Raw genomic sequence first — 14,974 nt, 5'->3', positions numbered from 1 at the left:
CGACGGTGGCGTGACAGCACCCGCCTCTCTCAGCTCTCCCGATCCACCGCCGTCCGCCGGAACAGGAACAGCGACTTCACCATCTGCGGCCGGCCCTCGATCTCCAGCAACGGATAGGCCAGGAAGTTGATCGGGCCGGACGCGGGTCCCGGATCGAGGATCAGGTCGCGGCCGTGAGAGAACTCGAAGCGGTTGGCCGGGTGGTGGCCGAAGAAGTACATGCTCAACGCGCTGAACTTGTCGGCCTCGCTGATGTCCACCGGCCACCACTTGCCCTCGGCATAGAACTCGGCCCAGCAGTGATAGCCGTCGGTGCCGCCCTCGTTCCGCTCGGACGGGATCGAGGCGCCGATGGCGAACCGCGCCGGGATGCCCACCGACCGCGCCAGGCCGATGAAGTAGGCGTGGTAATCGGTGCAGTTGCCGTAGAGGGTGCTGCAGGCGAACACGGCATCGCCCTGCCCCCAGCCCTCGCCGAACTTCTTGTACTGCATCTGGTCCATCACGTGGTCGTACAGGGCCCGCGCCCGCATCAGCTCGCTCTCGCGGCCCGCCACCGCCTTCTCGGCCTCCGCCTTGATGGTGGCGTCCGAGGGAACCATGCGTTCGGGCTGCAGGTGCTTCGCGGCCTCCGCCGGATCGCCTTCATACGCGCTCTTCTCGCGGCGCACCACGTCGTAGACGATCTCGAGCGACCGGCCGCTGTCCTCGGGGCCGAGTTCCAGGCAGAGCACCCGGTTGCCGTGGGCGCTGTCGGTGAGCACCCGCTGGTCGCCCGGGACGTCGATGGACTTCACGGTCACGGTCTGGAAGGCGTCCGAATCGGCCAACGGCAGCCAGCAGCGGGCAGGGCCGGTGATCTCGGGCAGCGTCGACTGGTAACGGAACTCGAAGGTGTCGGTGCCCGACAGGACGCCGAGCAGCTCGTTCGAGGCGTTGTCCACGGGCGTGCGCACCCAGTGCTCGTCCTCGTTCTGTTCCCAGAGGTAGTACGGCCGACCGTTGAGCTTGTGGACCGTCGTCTCGGTCACGGTCATAGCGCCGGGATCGCCGGCGAGGAAGAAGTCGATGTCGTAGAACTGGCCGTCGGCGCTCGCCATGTCCACGCAGGCGAAGTGGCGCTGCGGCGCCAGCGAGGCGAGGTACTCCACGTGGACGCGCACCAGGTTGAGCTTCAGTTCCTGGCCCTCGAACATCACCCTGAAGTAGCCATCACCCTTCGCGACCTGCTCGGCGATATGCTTCTCGATGCCGGCCTTGATGTCGCCGGTCACGATGGGTGGAGCGGTGGTGTCCGCCGCCTCTTCCTGAGCAGCGAGCGCGGTCGGCGTCGAGCCGACCCAGAGCGCGAGGATGGCCATCCCCAGAAACGTGCCGATCCGGTAACGGGCGTGCAGCATGTCCAACTCCTCCATTGGGCTCTCGTGATCAATCGACGAAAGGAGCGGCAACCGCAGGGGCTGCCGCTCCGGAAGTCCGGCCATGGAACGGGCGGCCGCCTCAGTGGGCAGGATGGTCCTTGGGCTTCTCGGCTGCCGCGGGTTTCGCCGACTCGCCGGGGATGATCACCGTGTCGATGGCATGAATGACGCCGTTGGTCGCCATCACGTCGGCCTGGACCACCTTGGCACCATCCACCGTGACGACGCCGTCCTTGACCTTGATGTCGAGATCCTGGCCGCTGACGTTGGTGGCCTTCATCGTCTTGACATCGGCCGCCATGATCTTGCCGGGCACGACGTGGCAGGCGAGGATGCCGGCCAGCTTGGCCTTGTTGGCGGGCTTCAGCAGGTCTTCCACCGTTCCCTTGGGCAGCTTCGCGAAGGCCTCGTCGGTGGGGGCGAAGACCGTGAACGGTCCCTTGCCCTGGAGCTTGCTGGTCAGACCGGCCGCCTCGATGGCGGCCACGAGGGTCGTGAAGTTGCCGGCACTGGACGCCACCGACACGATGTCGCCCGAACTCGCCGGTTGCTCCGCCTTCGCCGGATGCTCCGCCTTCTTCGCGTGCTCCGTCGTGGTCGGGTGCTCCTGCGCCTGGACCATGTGGAACGTGACGAGGGAGACCGACAGGACGGCCAGCGTGAGGAATCTATTGAGCTTCATATCACCCTCCAGGTCATGGATCCCGAGATGCTGCCAGCCTATTCCAAGCAGCACGCCCACGAGTATCATAGTGGATACCAAGAATCTGCTTTAGGCCCTCAGGGTAGCTGCAACCGGGGATCGTCGCCATGGCCCGGGGTGTCGGCGCCCAGCGGAGAGACGCGGATCAGCGCTCCACGAAGAAGTCGAAGATGTTGCCGAGCATGCTGCTGTCCGCCTTGAAGATCTCGGTGTACTTGCACCGCGTGCAGGTCACAGTGGTGAACCGCTTCGTCTGGATGTCGAACAGCTTGGTCAGGAACCCTCCCGTGGCCCGGAATTCGTCGGTCTCGAAGGCATTGTTCCGGCATTTGGGACAGGTGTAGTTCAAGGACATGGCACGATCCCTCGGGCTAAGTGTGATCGGATGGCGGATTCCATGAGAATATTCCCCCGGGCCCGGCCATCTATTCGCGCCATGGTCACCGCACCAGCACCAACCGCCAGTGCGCCACCCGGTTCGCGGCCTGCAGCCGGGCCACGTAGACGCCGGAGGCCAGGTCGTCCGGCTGCCAGCCGATCCGATGGGCCCCCGCAGCGTGGAAACCATCCAGGAGCCGGGCGACACGGCGGCCTTTCAGATCATGGACATCGAGGCGCGCGTGGCCGTCATGCGGCAGGTCGAAGGCCAGCGTGGTCGTGGGATTGAAGGGATTGGGGTAGGCGGCGAGCCGGATCAGCGACGACGTCGGCAACGGCGCCGCCGTGAGGTTGTCGGCGAGGAGATCGCGAACGGCGCCGGCCAGGGAATCCGCGAACGCGAGGATGGTGCTCTCCGGTGGCGGCTCGAGGCGCCAGCGGGCCAGCCGCTCGTCGGTGGCGTTCACCGCCGCAGCCTCGGCCGGCAGCAGGATCGACCAGAGCCCGCCCCCGTTTCCGTCGTCAAGGGCGAAGGAGTCCACGATCCGGGGCTGGTTCGGCACGGGGAAGACCACGTGGTGGCGCAGCATGTTGGCCAGGTCGCAGAGCGGGGCGGTGCCCGGTCCGTCGGCCACGGCGGGCGGCGGTCCCACCGGCCAGTACGGCGAGGCGACGGTGCAGGCCGGCTGGCCGAGCTGCACCCAGAGCGTGGTGAGCCAGGCCGGCTCCATGGCGGGCGGCGGAGCCACGCCCTGGATCACCGCGGCCGACACCGTGCCGCCGGCGCAGATGCTGAAGAAGGTATCGAAGCAGCCGTAGAGGCTGTCCGGCGCGCCGCAACCGTAGCAGGGCACGGGGATGGGCTGGCTGGACCAGCCGGAGAAGTCGCGGGCGAGCTGGCCGGCCAGGTTCGCCACGGTCAGGTCGCCCGTGTCGACCCATCCGGTCACCAGATCGGTGGAGCGCACGAACCGCTCGGCGCCAGGCAGGCCGTCGATGCCCGTGCCGGCGGTGTCGACGCAGGCGAAGTTGGTGCGGATGATGAAGCCCTGTTCGGTGTCCGCGGTGTCGTAGGTCCAGAACTGGTGGCGGGAGGCCTCGATGATGAGCGCGGCGCCGGTGCTGTCGATGACGCCGAAGTTGCCGTGGGTGTCGCGGATGCCGTCGGTGGCCGCGAGCAGGTCCACGAACTCGCGCACCGAACGGCAGCTGCCGAGCGCGGCCCTCATGAACTCGCCGTTGGCCCGGGCGCTCAGGTCGCCGGCGTTGGCGTTGACCAGCGCGAAGCCGTGCACGTTGGTGCCCATCCAGGCGGGGGAGTCGGGCCCGCCGTCGGCGCTCACCACGGCGAGGAAGGGCAGGCTGAGCGAGGTGTTGTAGTAGACCTCGTTGTTGGGGACGGCGGCGTTGTCGCGGACCTTCCAGAGCAGGGGCCGGCCGTCGGGGGTGGCCCGGCCGCTCGCCACACCGATGGTGCACGCCGGAGCCGGGCCGCTGCCCGGAAACACGAGGATGGCGGCCGTCAGACCGATGTGGAACAGGCGGCGCAGCGACAGGATGGGCAAGCGGGGCAACCTCCAGGACTCGGGTCAGGTCCACGGTCACCCCGATTCTAGCATATCTGCCCCCGTCGGGACGTCACTGCCTCACCGGATGACCGTCACCTGGCGGACCTGCGTCGCCTGCGGCGTCTGCAGGCGCACGAAATAGATCCCGGCCGCCAGCCGCCGCCGGTGGTCGTCCACCGCGTCGAAGCTCAAGCGGTGGGCGCCCTGGGCGAGCGTCCCCGCGTGCAGCGTCCGCACCTTCCGTCCCCGGAGGTCGTACAGCTCGATCTTCGCCGTGGTCTGCGTCGCCAGCCGGAAGCTGAGCGTGGCGGCCGAGCTGAGCGGATTCGGTTCGCAAGGCTCCAGGATCGTCAGCGCGGTGGCCTGTTGCTCCGGCGTGGCCGTGGTGGGCGAACGCACGATCGAGACCATGATGTCGTCGACCGCGGCCTCGACCAGCGAGCCGTCCCCCGCGTCCTCGGCGACGAAGCGGAACTGGACCGTGCCGTCGAGGGTGACGTACTGACCCAGATCGAAGCTCATCTCGGTCCAGTTGTTCGCGCTCGCCTGCGTGTCCTCCAGCGGGATCCAGGTCACGCCGTCGGTGGTCACAGCGACGCGCCAGTGATCCTCGCCCGGGCTGTTGCCCAGGTCGTTGGTGTACCAGCGCCAGTAGCTGAGGTTGGCCGAGACGGCGTCCGCCACCGTGAAGACCGGCGACAGCAGCGTGGTGGAGCCGCCGTCCACATCGGCCTCGCCGGCCGAACCGCCGGCCGAACCGTTGCCTGTCACGAAGCAGAGCGCCCCCGGATCGGGAGTGTGGTCGTACTCCGGCTGCACCTGCTGCGAGTTGTAGACCGTGCCGAGTGGATCGACCCGCGCCCACTGGCCGCTGGTGGCGCCGTCGCCGGCCACGCCGAGGGTCCAGCCCATGTCCTGCTCCACCGTGTCGAACCAGGGGCCGATCATCAGGAACAGCTCGGCCGGCACCAGGTAGCCGTCGGCGGCCAGCAGGTCGACCGCCATGGGCTCGACCTGGATCTCGGGGCAGTCCGGCGAGACCTGCACCACGAAGCCCGACACCCGGACATTCTCGCCCGCCGGCACCACGCCGAAGAGCCGCGGCAGCTCGTCGGACTGGCAGTTCGCCGAACCCCGCAGGATCACCTCGAGTGCCGGCGAGGCGCAGCCGCCGCTGTTGGCCACCTCGAGCGTGAGCGAGACGGCCTCGCCCGGCTCGGCCAGGCCGTCGGCGTCGCCGCCGCTGGCGTCGTTGATCGCGGCCACGGTCACGGTGTAGGCCGGGGCTGTGGCGGTCAGCGGCAAGCCCAGCGAGCTCGGGGTCTCGTTGGTGCCCAGGGCCAGCTCGAGGTCGGCGAGGTCGGGCACATCGGCCGCCACGGTGAAGACCAGGGGCTCCAGCGCGGTCACGGTGCCGCCGCCGGGGATCAGACCGAAGGAGGTGGCGGCCACGCCCAGGTCCACGTGAGGCGAGGTCGAGGTCAGGGTGCCGACCACGTTGGGCGCGTCGGCGGCGCCCATGTTGTAGAGGACGACGCTCAGCTCGATGGTCTCGCCGAAATCGATGATGCCGTCGCCGTCGCCGCTGGAGGCGCCCTCCTGGTCGTCGTCGATGATCAGGTCGTCGACCACGAGGTACACGCCCTCGAGATTGCCGAAGAGGTTGAGCGCATCGCCCAGGATGTCGGGCGTGCTGCTGTACTGCGGCGTCTCGTCGTCGTTGTCGTGGGTCTCGGCGTAGAGGAAGGCCTCGTGCATGGAGCAGATGCCGTCGTCGTTGATGTCGGCGTCGACGGGCGTGCCGTCGGGCCTGGCGAAGCCCACCGCGCTGGTCCAGTGGTAGACGAAGGTGTCGTAGACGTAGTCGGGGCCCATGGCCCACGAGACCTCGCTCCAGTGCGCCGCGGTGGCGATCACGCGGCCCTCGCCCTCGATGTCGTCGATCATGCCGCCGCTGAAGCACTGCTCGAAGGTGCAGATCACGGTCTCGCAGGGCAGGGCATCGATGTACGCCGCGAGCTGGTCGTCGCGCAGGACCTGGTTGTTCCAGAGGTTCAGGTAGCAGTCCTGGCCCGATTCCTGGCCGCCGTGGTCGGTGGTGTAGATGAAGAGCTGGTCGGTGGCCGTGAGCGCGACCGAGAGCTCGCTGAAGACCTGCGCGATGTAGGTCAGCGTGGCCGGGTACTCGATGTCCGGATCGCCGTCGCCGTCGAGGTCGGCCGGCGAGTTGGTGTAGTCCGAGCGGTCCGCGGCCGGGTCGAGGCCGTCGGAGATGCAGACGCGGATCTGGTCATCCGCGTAGCCATAGTAGTCCACCAGCGTGCGGTAGATGAACGAGCAGTCGTTCCAGTAGCGAATGTGGTTGTTGCTCGAGTTGGCGCCGCCGCTGATGATCAGCGCCCAGGCCTGGCCGCGCGAGGTCCCCGGCTTGGGCAGGCGGCGCAGCCGCTCGCTGTAACGCTCCAGCATCTCCTCCGACATTCCCGGCGGCGGATTGTCCCGGCCGTTGGTGACCTCGTCCAGGTCGCGGAGCTTGTCCGGCGGCGTGGTGGCATCGTGGCGTTCGAGACGGCCGGTGGCCCGGTCGACGAAGTAGTACCAGCAGGGATGCTCCCAGTTCGCCCCGGGGAGGCGGTCCACGAACACGAGCCAGCCCTGGGCGGCGGCGGTGAAGACGTCCCCGTGCCAGGTGGCGACGGTCTGGCCGGCCGCCAGCGGCGAGGGATCGACCCAGAGACGGACGCCGTCGAGCGAACCGCCCAGGTCCTGCGTGACCAGGGAGACCGCCGTGTCGCGATCGCCGGCGTGGTTCTGGGCCGACGCGGACGAGGCCAGGAAGGCGGCGCACAGCAGGGACAGGAGGATCACCGGCCAGGTCAGGGCATGGTTTTTCATGGGACGGCTTTCGATCGTGGGGACGGCAGCGGCACCGGGCGCGAGGCTTGACGTCGGCATCGCCGGGTAGCTGGACGAGCCTTCTCATTATACAGCATCGGGTGGGGGGAGTTGAACCGGATGATTCGGAAATAGCTGTCCTGGTGAACCCCTACACCCTACCGATCATCGCCAGCAGAGGATGCCGCCTCCGGCAGCGAAGGCGGCCCTGGAAGGACGATCGCTCCCAGCTAGCGGAAGAGGGCCTTGACACTGCTCCAATCGCGTCGCTCCACGGCCACCGGACCGCTCTGCAGGCCGGAGATCTGCAGCAGGTAGTCGTAGATGAATGGCGCGGGGTCGCAGGTAGGCGGCAAGATCCACAGGGGGCCGACATACAGCCAGACCAGATCGCCCGGTGTTCCTGAGATGGACAGGCTCCACGGGTCACAGGCACCGAAGATCACGCTCTGAACGATCTCCATGTCGTCGCAATCGAGCGGCGCCATCACCCACAGGCCCGTCTCGACCTCGGCGTCGGCCTCGATCGTGATCACACCGGTCGGTCCGATCGTGGCCTCGAACCAGTCCCAGTCCTTGCGGGGGCCTTCGTCGTCCCGGGCGAAGCCAGATAGACCGTGAAAGACCAGCTGGCCCTCGGCATCGCCCACGAGGGTCTGCCAGGGTGCCGGGTCGCAGGACGCCAGGAAAGGACACCCGCCATTGAAGCAGTCGAGCCAATCCCCCGTGGGAGGCCACGGCTCACCCTCGTCGACCGCATCCGCCGGGATGACCAGGTCGCAACGCGAGCAATACGAATAGATATCCAGGACATAGTCCCCGTAGGCACCGCCATAGCCGTCGATGACGATGAAGCAGGTCATCCCGGCCGGCGCACAGAACTCGAGCCGGGACGTGTAGTCGGCGTAGAAATCATCATTGCAGCCCAGCAAGTCCAGAGCCTCGTCGTAGACGTAGACCTTGGTGTCGTAGGCCGATCCCCAGAGATCGAGGAACAGCCAGGTGTCCGTGTCGCACACGATGGAGTAGACGACATCGGGCGAGGTCGAGCCCTCGTAGGGGCACGCCTCGTCATAGTCGTCGGCATAGCCGGCCGTGGTGCCCGTATACACGCTGAATGGCGTGATCGCCACCGCATCGAGGATGGTCTCGCCGCCTTGCCGGATGACCGGGTTCGCCAGGTTCTCCTTTGCCGTGGGCCACGCTCGCGAACCGTGCTGGCCAGGCACGGGTTTCTGAGCCCACGTGGCGGTGGCGCTGCCAAGGATCAGGGCGACCAGCACCATCCTCAAGCCAGCAACTCCGCGATTCGTGGACATGATCTTCGCTCCCCGTCGGTTCAAGTCGCCAGCCTGCGACCTTGGTTTCCATGCTGGTGTCACCACGCCGGGATCAGCGCACCAGCACCATGGTGCGGGATACCACATGGTCTCCTGCGCGCAATCGATAGAGATAGGTGCCCGAGGGCTGGGGTCGATCGCCATCGTCGCACCCCTGCCAGATCTCCTGGTGGCTCCCGGCCTCGCACCAGCCCCGGCGCAACACCGAGACCCGGCGGCCGGCCAGGTCGTGCACCACGAGTTCCACCATCGTGGCCGTGGCCAGTTCGAACCCGATGGTGGTGGCCGGATTGAACGGGTTGGGATGGTTCGGGGCCAGGCGCACGGCCGCCGGCGCGAGATCGGGCACGAGGGTGATCTCACAGCCCTGGGTATGCGCCCCCATGAGCACGCTGCACTCGTTGTTCTCCGGCAAGCATAGCGAGACGTTGGCCAGGCTGAGATCGCCGCCTTCAAGGTCGCAGAACACCGGATCGGCAGCGATGTTGCCGTCGATGCCGGTCTGGTCGTCGAGGTAGCCCGAGTAGCCGCCGTCCTCGTTGCCGTACACGTCGTTGCAGGTCAGGGTGATGGCGGATTGCTGGTCGTGGAGCTCGATCCCGGCGCCCTCGTGATTGAACGCGATGATGCAGGCGTCGATGGTGGGCAGGGAACGGTCGGCGACCATGATGCCGCCGCCGAGATAGGCTGTGTTCCCCACCAGGGTGCAATGGCGGATGGTGGGCGCGGATTGGGTCACGCAGAAGATGGCGCCGCCGAAGAACTGGCCCTCGTTGCCGAGGAAGGTGCAGAAGTTCAGATCCAGGGACGTCTGCGACAGGAACAGTGCCGCCCCGTCGACGCCCACGTTGCCCTCGAAGCGGCAGACCAGGAGCTCGCCGTCGACCTCCGAGAGACGCGCCGCGCCCCCGCCACCCATGCCGGCCACGTTCTCGGCGAATACGGTGCTGGAGAAGATCAGGGTGGCGCGCCGGGCGAAGAGGCCGCCGCCCGAGTAGCCGGACTCGTTGCCGCGCACCACACACTGAGCCATGTTCAGCGCGGCGTCCTGGCAATGGATGCCGCCGCCGTAGTCATCGCTGGCCGGCATGAGGCCGCCAGTGATGGTGAGGCCCAGGAGCACCGCGGGCTGGGCCAGGTCCTCCGCCAGGAACACGCGCCCCTGCTGCTGGGCGTCGATGGTGACGCAGCCGGCCACGCCGTCCTCGCTGCGCACCACGACGCCGGCCTTCAGCACGAGGTCGTGCTCGTAGTAGATGCCGCAGGCGATCTCGATCACGTCGCCGGAGTTGGCGAGGTCGAGAGCCGTGGCGATGTTGGGCGCTTCGCCGGGAACAAGCCAGGTGCGGGCGAGCGCCGGAGTCAGGGCGAGCAGGAGCAAGGCCGCGAGCAGGATGGCGATCCGGAGGGTTATCATGATATCCCCCAATCCGTGCTGGTGATCGGCCAGGGCATGGAGATTGTAGCACATCGCGAGACCGGCGGTTGATTCACCTTCGCGAACAGGACGCCGCAGAACCCGGCTCCAGGATCGGGAGCGGCCCTAGAACCGCCACTCCACCCCCGCCGAGGCCATGAGCCCCGACCAGGTATAGCCAGGCATGTTCGACGCCTGGTCCCGCCAGGACACCTGCGCCCGCAGGATCGCCCCCTTGCCATGCTTGAGCAGGCGGCGTTCGAGCGACGCGAACACGTCGATGATGGTGTCGGAACGCACGGAGCCGCCGCCCAGTCCATCGGCGAAGAGGATCGCGCCGTAATCGTCTTCCGTCCAGCCTGCGCCGACCTCGAACCAGGCCAGCAGCGGCGTCAGCCACTTGAGCGCCGCCAGGGCCGAGGGACCGCTTCGCGCATAACGGTCCAGTAGCGGGCTGTCGTAGAGGTCGTCGGCGACGTAATAGGGAAAGTCCCGCAAGCCCAGACGCAGTTGCATGGCGGCCCGCACGCCCAACCGGTCCGAGAGTCCGCGGGCGGCGTTGACGGCCAGAGCAAGCTGTGAGGTGACGGGGGTGCCGGCCGTGTCCCAGACCTGCGGCGCCACCGGATCGTGGAACCACTTGCCGCCCAGGCGCAGGGTGGCGCCCAGAGTGGACCGATCGTCGCCGAATCGCTTGGCCTCGAGAACGAAGTGCGGCTCGAGATAGCTCTCCTCCGGAAGATCCCGGTAAGAACGCAGACGCAGCCCCGCCCACCCTCGCACCATGAGCCGCGGATAGGGGTAGGTCTTGAAGGCCAGATAGCTGTAGGCCTCGTCATTGTCGTAGATGCGGTAATCGTCGGTCTGGCGGCGCAGACCGGCCTGGAGTCCGGCGCTGAAGGTCCAGGCGTCGCGAGCTCGGGGCCGGATCCATTCGACACCGACCGCATGGCGCGTGTCGTCCAGCGGCACGTCGGGATCGAACAGCGTGGCCGAACCCTCGTAGGTCAGACTCCATCGCGTGGTCGTTCCCAGGATCAGTTGCAAACCGAGTTCACCAGCGAGGTAGGGCGACGACGGTTCGCTTGCGATGCCAAGCGGGTGCTGCAGGAAGCCGCCATCCAGGGAGACCTGGCCGGAGAATGCATCTGCGGCCGGGGCGAATCCGGGGTTGGCGACACTCAGGATGATGCATATCGCGGCGACACGGAAGATGGTCACGACGGACTCCCGAGAAAGCGGGGGCCGCTGGGCCGGCCCCCGAGCATGATCGCGCGTCGAATCGGCTAGCGGCGACCGGACCGCTTGCCGTTGACACCACCCGCACCGGAGCCGTCGCAGTCGCCGGTGCCGTCGCCGGGACCGAAGCCCGTGCCGTCGGCCGGACCCACACCGTCGCCGGTACCGTCACCAGGACCGTAAGCGTGGCTATGACCACCGCCCTGGCCCGGGCCTTCGCCCTTGTAGGCGTTCATCTTGGCGAACGCCTGGCCGAAACCCTCGGCCAGTCCCGCCGGATCGCCCAGCTTGCCGTGCTGGTACTGCAGCTGACGGCCGGTGCCGTCCTCGGGCCTGACGTAGTCCGGGTCCAGGCCATTGGGGATGCCGTCGCCATCCGCATCAGGGGCCAGGTCGTTGAACCCGTCGCCGTCCTCGTCGATGAACTGGCACTCACCGGTGCCGTCGCCAGGCCCGAAGCCCTGGGCACCGGCGACACCCGCCATCAGCACGACGCAAAGAGCGGACAGGATGAGGTTCCTGCTCATGATGATCTCCAATCGTTCGAGGTGGATGATTCAGGGGTCCGGATATGGATGAGAAGCATACGAGGGACCAGGAACTAGAAATTTCTCAAATTGTTTTTTAGCAACAAGTTATATACACACAAAAACTGGATCGATGAAGTCGCATGAACCTCGGAGCTCCAGACATGTACGCTGAGGTACGCTTGAACGCCGGAGCTTTGATCACTGGAGCCCCCAGGCCTCCAGTTCATCGACCGCGCCAATCCAGAAGAAAAAATCCGACCAACATGCTAGACTGGTCTTCTCGCCACCGGCCTGGCTCCACATCGGAAGGATGCTGCCATGTCCCGTCTGACCAGCGCTCTCTGCCTGCTCGTCGCAACATCGCTGTTCCTGGCTTCCTGCGCCTCGGTTCCCGCCGGCAATCCGGACACCGGGTACACCATCCACGGCTTCGTGGGCAAGGATTCCCAGACCGCCGCCGCGGGCACCTCCGTGCTTTTGATCGATGGCGAAAGCGGCCAGGTCCTGGCCAGCGATCAGACCGACTTCTTCGGCAAGTTCGGCTTCCCCGGCCTCCAGCCCGGGCACTACCAGCTGAAGGTCGGGGAGATCGTCCAGGACATCGTGGTCGCAGCCGAGAACGTGCGCCGGGACATCGACCTGAGCGATCCGACCGGCTCCATGAACTACGCCGCCGCCGGCACCAAGGAGCTGACCGATCAGCTGACCGCCGCCGCCACCGGCAAGCCTGCCCCGGCCGGGCCCAACGACGCAGAGCTGGCCAGCCAGATCGCCGGCACCTGGTGGGGATACTCGGGATCCACCGAGACCAAGATCGGACTGTGCCCCGACGGCAGCTACGCCGACTTCAGCGAGTCCGGCTACTCGGGAACGATGAGCGACGCCGGCGGCAACCAGACCGGCGCCTGGGGCGCCGCCAACCAGAGCGGCGGCCAGGGTGTCTGGACCATCCAGGGAACCACGGAGTCCGGCACCATCTCGGTGCGTTACAGCAGCGGTCAGACCGCGACCATCCAGTACCAGCAGTGCGGAGAACCGGGCTGCTTGCTGTTCGATGGACGCAAGCTGTGCCGGACCTCGGCCAGTTGCGAGTGAGAAGCTCGGCACCACCGGCAAGGATGTCCGCCACCGGATCAGAGCCGAATCCTCCTTCTCCACAACTTAAAGAAATCCCCCTGGTTACAAATTAGGATAAATCTTCTATTCTTTCAGGGCATCTCCAGTGGCCGGCTATGCAGCCAGCCACCCATCGCTCATGTTCCAGGGAGGTATTACAGTGCTCACCATGAGATTGAAGGCCCTGACCGTCCTCATCATCCTGCTCGCTATCGCCGCCGTTCCCGCCCTTGCCGACGTCGAGATCCCCGAGGAATGGGTCGGCATCTGGGAACTCGAGATCGCGGTCTACGAGTGCGAGACCAACACCCTGCTCTTCGCGACCACCGACCTCGACACCATCTGCCCGGGATCCGTGTTCGAGGACCCCGATCCCGAAGAGATGCCCCTCGAGTGCACGGGCTCGGCCGATGCCGATTCCTACACGACGCACTGCGAGGGCTCGCTCGAGATCATACCCGGTTGCACCATGAACTTCGTCTACGACGTCACCGGGACGCGGGACGGCGACACCTATACCTCGGTCGCCACCACCGACATCACCTACTCCGGCGACTGCCCCGACGTTCCGGACACCTGCCAGCGCACCGAGATCACGGGCACGCGCATCGGCGGGGCCCCGAATCCATGCGACGGCACGCCGGTCGAGGGCCGGTCCTGGGGCACGGTCAAGTCGCTCTACCGCTAGGAACTGATCATCACTCGATTTCCAGGAGAGGATGGCCCCATGAAGCCATGGATTCTCGCCGCCCTGATGCTGATCGTGGCGCAGGGACCGGCAACCGCCCAGGAATTCTCGTTCGACGAGTTCGTCGGCACGTGGGAAGGCTCGATCGCCAGCGAGAACAACAACTACGACATCCCCATGACCCTGGTCGTGGAGCCCAGCGGCTTCTACACTGATTCGTCGGGCTCCTTGATGCCGACCATCTACCCCAATACGCAGATGTGCGAGTACGAGGCCGAGACCAACCGGGTCCACTTCTGGTACCTGCAGACCGTCTATGCCGGCATGCGCTTCTACCAGCACTTCTACTACGAGGTGGTCTCCTACACCGGGGACACCCTGGAGATGCATTACAACTTCTGGGACGATCCCGAGCCGCATCCCGAGGTCCAGACCATCACGCTGGTTCGGGCCGGAACCACCGGGGTCGGTGATGTCGACCACGCCATGCCCGCGCGGTTCGAGCAGTTCCGCAACTATCCCAATCCGTTCAACCCGCGCACGACCATCGAGTTCGCCATCGCCCACGACGCACACGTCACCCTGAAGATCTACAACCTGCGCGGCCAGGAGGTGGCGACGCTGGCCGAGGGTCCGTTGCCGGCCGGCCGCCACGAGTACGACTGGAACGCGGCGGGCCTGCCCGGTGGGGTCTACATGGGTGTGCTCTCCGCCGGGGAACTGACGGAGATGCGCCGGCTGACGCTGATCAAGTGACTCCGGGGCACCCCGCGCCCCCCCTGCCCGCAAGGCTATCCGATGAGACTGCGGATATCATCCCCCGGGGGTTCGCGCAGGGCCGGCGGAGATCTGGAAGCTAGCCGCCAACAAGACGACAGGGGTCGCCTCGGTTCGGGGCGGCCCCTTCTTCGACATGTCGGCCGGCAGCACGGACGCCGCGGAGCCCGGCGCTAGCGATTCAGCACCCACAGCGACCCGTTGAGCACCATCGCGAATGCGACCCAGGCCGCATACGGCAGCAGGAGCATCCCCGCCACGCTGGTCACGCGCCAGAAGACCATCACCGTGGCCAGGATCGACAGCCACAGCAGGATGATCTCGACGAACGCCAGGCCCGGCGACTGCATGCCGAAGAACAGGATCGACCACAGTCCGTTGAGGATCAGCTGCCAGGCGAACAGGGCGAGCGCCAGCCGGACCGCCCGGACACTCCAGCCCTGCTGCCACACCAGGAAGGCCGCCACGCCCATCATCACGTACAGCAGCGTCCACATGGGACCGAAGATCCAGGCGGGCGGGTTGAAGGCCGGCTTGACCAGCGAGGGGTACCATTCCCGGACGCCCCGCGCGGTGGCGATGCCCGAAAGACCACCCACCAGCAGCGGCACCGCGATGGAGATCAGGAACCTGAGAATGGTCATCTTGGTGGATCCTCCCGCTCGTGGTCCGGTGGCACGCGGCTCGAGAAACACCCCGCGACCGGACCCGCCGCCAGCAGCATCGGGGGCCAAGGTGCGGGCAGTGCACGCCAGCCGGGACACCATGAATCTTTATACTAACAGATGATCTACCCAATTGCGGGCAGGAATCCCGATCGATCATGATGTAGCCGGTACGACCATCCGGGAGTCGCTGTGGCGGCAGTCATCCTGGCCCGGGTTCAGTCGGACACCTGCGAC

The 14,974-nt window shown here is 66.8% G+C and carries 13 protein-coding genes; 3 read left to right on the top strand and 10 right to left on the bottom strand.

Annotated features, from left to right (window positions below; translation table 11 throughout):
- Window positions 1-29 precede the first annotated feature (29 nt).
- The 9 genes from IFSED24_RS16475 to IFSED24_RS16435 all read right to left on the bottom strand — a co-directional run bounded on the left by IFSED24_RS16475 (window position 30) and on the right by IFSED24_RS16435 (window position 11,488).
- Complete coding sequence (locus tag IFSED24_RS16475) at window positions 30-1,400, bottom strand: transglutaminase-like domain-containing protein (RefSeq protein ID WP_491332575.1); 1,371 nt, start codon at window positions 1,398-1,400, stop codon at window positions 30-32.
- A 100-nt stretch (window positions 1,401-1,500) separates the two neighbouring features.
- Window positions 1,501-2,043 carry a fasciclin domain-containing protein gene (locus IFSED24_RS16470; RefSeq protein ID WP_491335070.1) on the bottom strand — a complete coding sequence of 181 codons (543 nt, stop codon included), beginning with the start codon at window positions 2,041-2,043 and terminating at the stop codon, window positions 1,501-1,503.
- A 226-nt stretch (window positions 2,044-2,269) separates the two neighbouring features.
- On the bottom strand, window positions 2,270-2,479 hold the full coding sequence (locus tag IFSED24_RS16465) for a zinc ribbon domain-containing protein (RefSeq protein ID WP_491332574.1): 210 nt from the start codon (window positions 2,477-2,479) through the stop codon (window positions 2,270-2,272).
- A gap of 85 nt (window positions 2,480-2,564) precedes the next feature.
- Window positions 2,565-4,067 carry a T9SS type A sorting domain-containing protein gene (locus tag IFSED24_RS16460; RefSeq protein WP_491332573.1) on the bottom strand — a complete coding sequence of 501 codons (1,503 nt, stop codon included), beginning with the start codon at window positions 4,065-4,067 and terminating at the stop codon, window positions 2,565-2,567.
- An 81-nt stretch (window positions 4,068-4,148) separates the two neighbouring features.
- Window positions 4,149-6,965: a C13 family peptidase gene (locus tag IFSED24_RS16455; RefSeq protein ID WP_491332572.1), complete on the bottom strand. Its 2,817-nt coding sequence runs from the start codon at window positions 6,963-6,965 to the stop codon at window positions 4,149-4,151.
- Between the two features lie 230 nt (window positions 6,966-7,195).
- Window positions 7,196-8,284 carry a hypothetical protein gene (locus tag IFSED24_RS16450; RefSeq protein WP_491332571.1) on the bottom strand — a complete coding sequence of 363 codons (1,089 nt, stop codon included), beginning with the start codon at window positions 8,282-8,284 and terminating at the stop codon, window positions 7,196-7,198.
- A gap of 73 nt (window positions 8,285-8,357) precedes the next feature.
- Window positions 8,358-9,722: a right-handed parallel beta-helix repeat-containing protein gene (locus IFSED24_RS16445; protein WP_491332570.1), complete on the bottom strand. Its 1,365-nt coding sequence runs from the start codon at window positions 9,720-9,722 to the stop codon at window positions 8,358-8,360.
- 126 nt (window positions 9,723-9,848) lie between these two features.
- A complete protein-coding gene (locus IFSED24_RS16440) occupies window positions 9,849-10,943 on the bottom strand; it encodes a hypothetical protein (protein WP_491332569.1) in 1,095 nt (364 codons plus the stop codon).
- A gap of 65 nt (window positions 10,944-11,008) precedes the next feature.
- Window positions 11,009-11,488, bottom strand: coding sequence for a hypothetical protein (locus IFSED24_RS16435; protein WP_491332568.1), 480 nt, complete (start codon window positions 11,486-11,488; stop codon window positions 11,009-11,011).
- 321 nt (window positions 11,489-11,809) lie between these two features.
- Between IFSED24_RS16435 and IFSED24_RS16430 the strand changes: the two genes are divergently transcribed.
- The 3 genes from IFSED24_RS16430 to IFSED24_RS16420 all read left to right on the top strand — a co-directional run bounded on the left by IFSED24_RS16430 (window position 11,810) and on the right by IFSED24_RS16420 (window position 14,051).
- Window positions 11,810-12,586 carry a carboxypeptidase-like regulatory domain-containing protein gene (locus tag IFSED24_RS16430; protein WP_491332567.1) on the top strand — a complete coding sequence of 259 codons (777 nt, stop codon included), beginning with the start codon at window positions 11,810-11,812 and terminating at the stop codon, window positions 12,584-12,586.
- 181 nt (window positions 12,587-12,767) lie between these two features.
- The gene (locus IFSED24_RS16425; RefSeq protein ID WP_491332566.1) at window positions 12,768-13,295 is read left to right on the top strand and encodes a hypothetical protein; all 528 of its coding nucleotides are present in this window, start codon (window positions 12,768-12,770) and stop codon (window positions 13,293-13,295) included.
- Between the two features lie 39 nt (window positions 13,296-13,334).
- The gene (locus tag IFSED24_RS16420; RefSeq protein ID WP_491332565.1) at window positions 13,335-14,051 is read left to right on the top strand and encodes a T9SS type A sorting domain-containing protein; all 717 of its coding nucleotides are present in this window, start codon (window positions 13,335-13,337) and stop codon (window positions 14,049-14,051) included.
- Window positions 14,052-14,245: 194 nt separating this feature from the next.
- Here IFSED24_RS16420 and IFSED24_RS16415 read toward each other — a convergent pair whose 3' ends face one another.
- Window positions 14,246-14,716, bottom strand: coding sequence for a TspO/MBR family protein (locus IFSED24_RS16415; RefSeq protein WP_491332564.1), 471 nt, complete (start codon window positions 14,714-14,716; stop codon window positions 14,246-14,248).
- Between the last annotated feature and the right edge of the window lie 258 nt (window positions 14,717-14,974).

The organism is Candidatus Latescibacter sp. IFSED24 (assembly GCF_058273205.1).
This window is presented reverse-complemented; position numbering and strand designations above follow the sequence as displayed.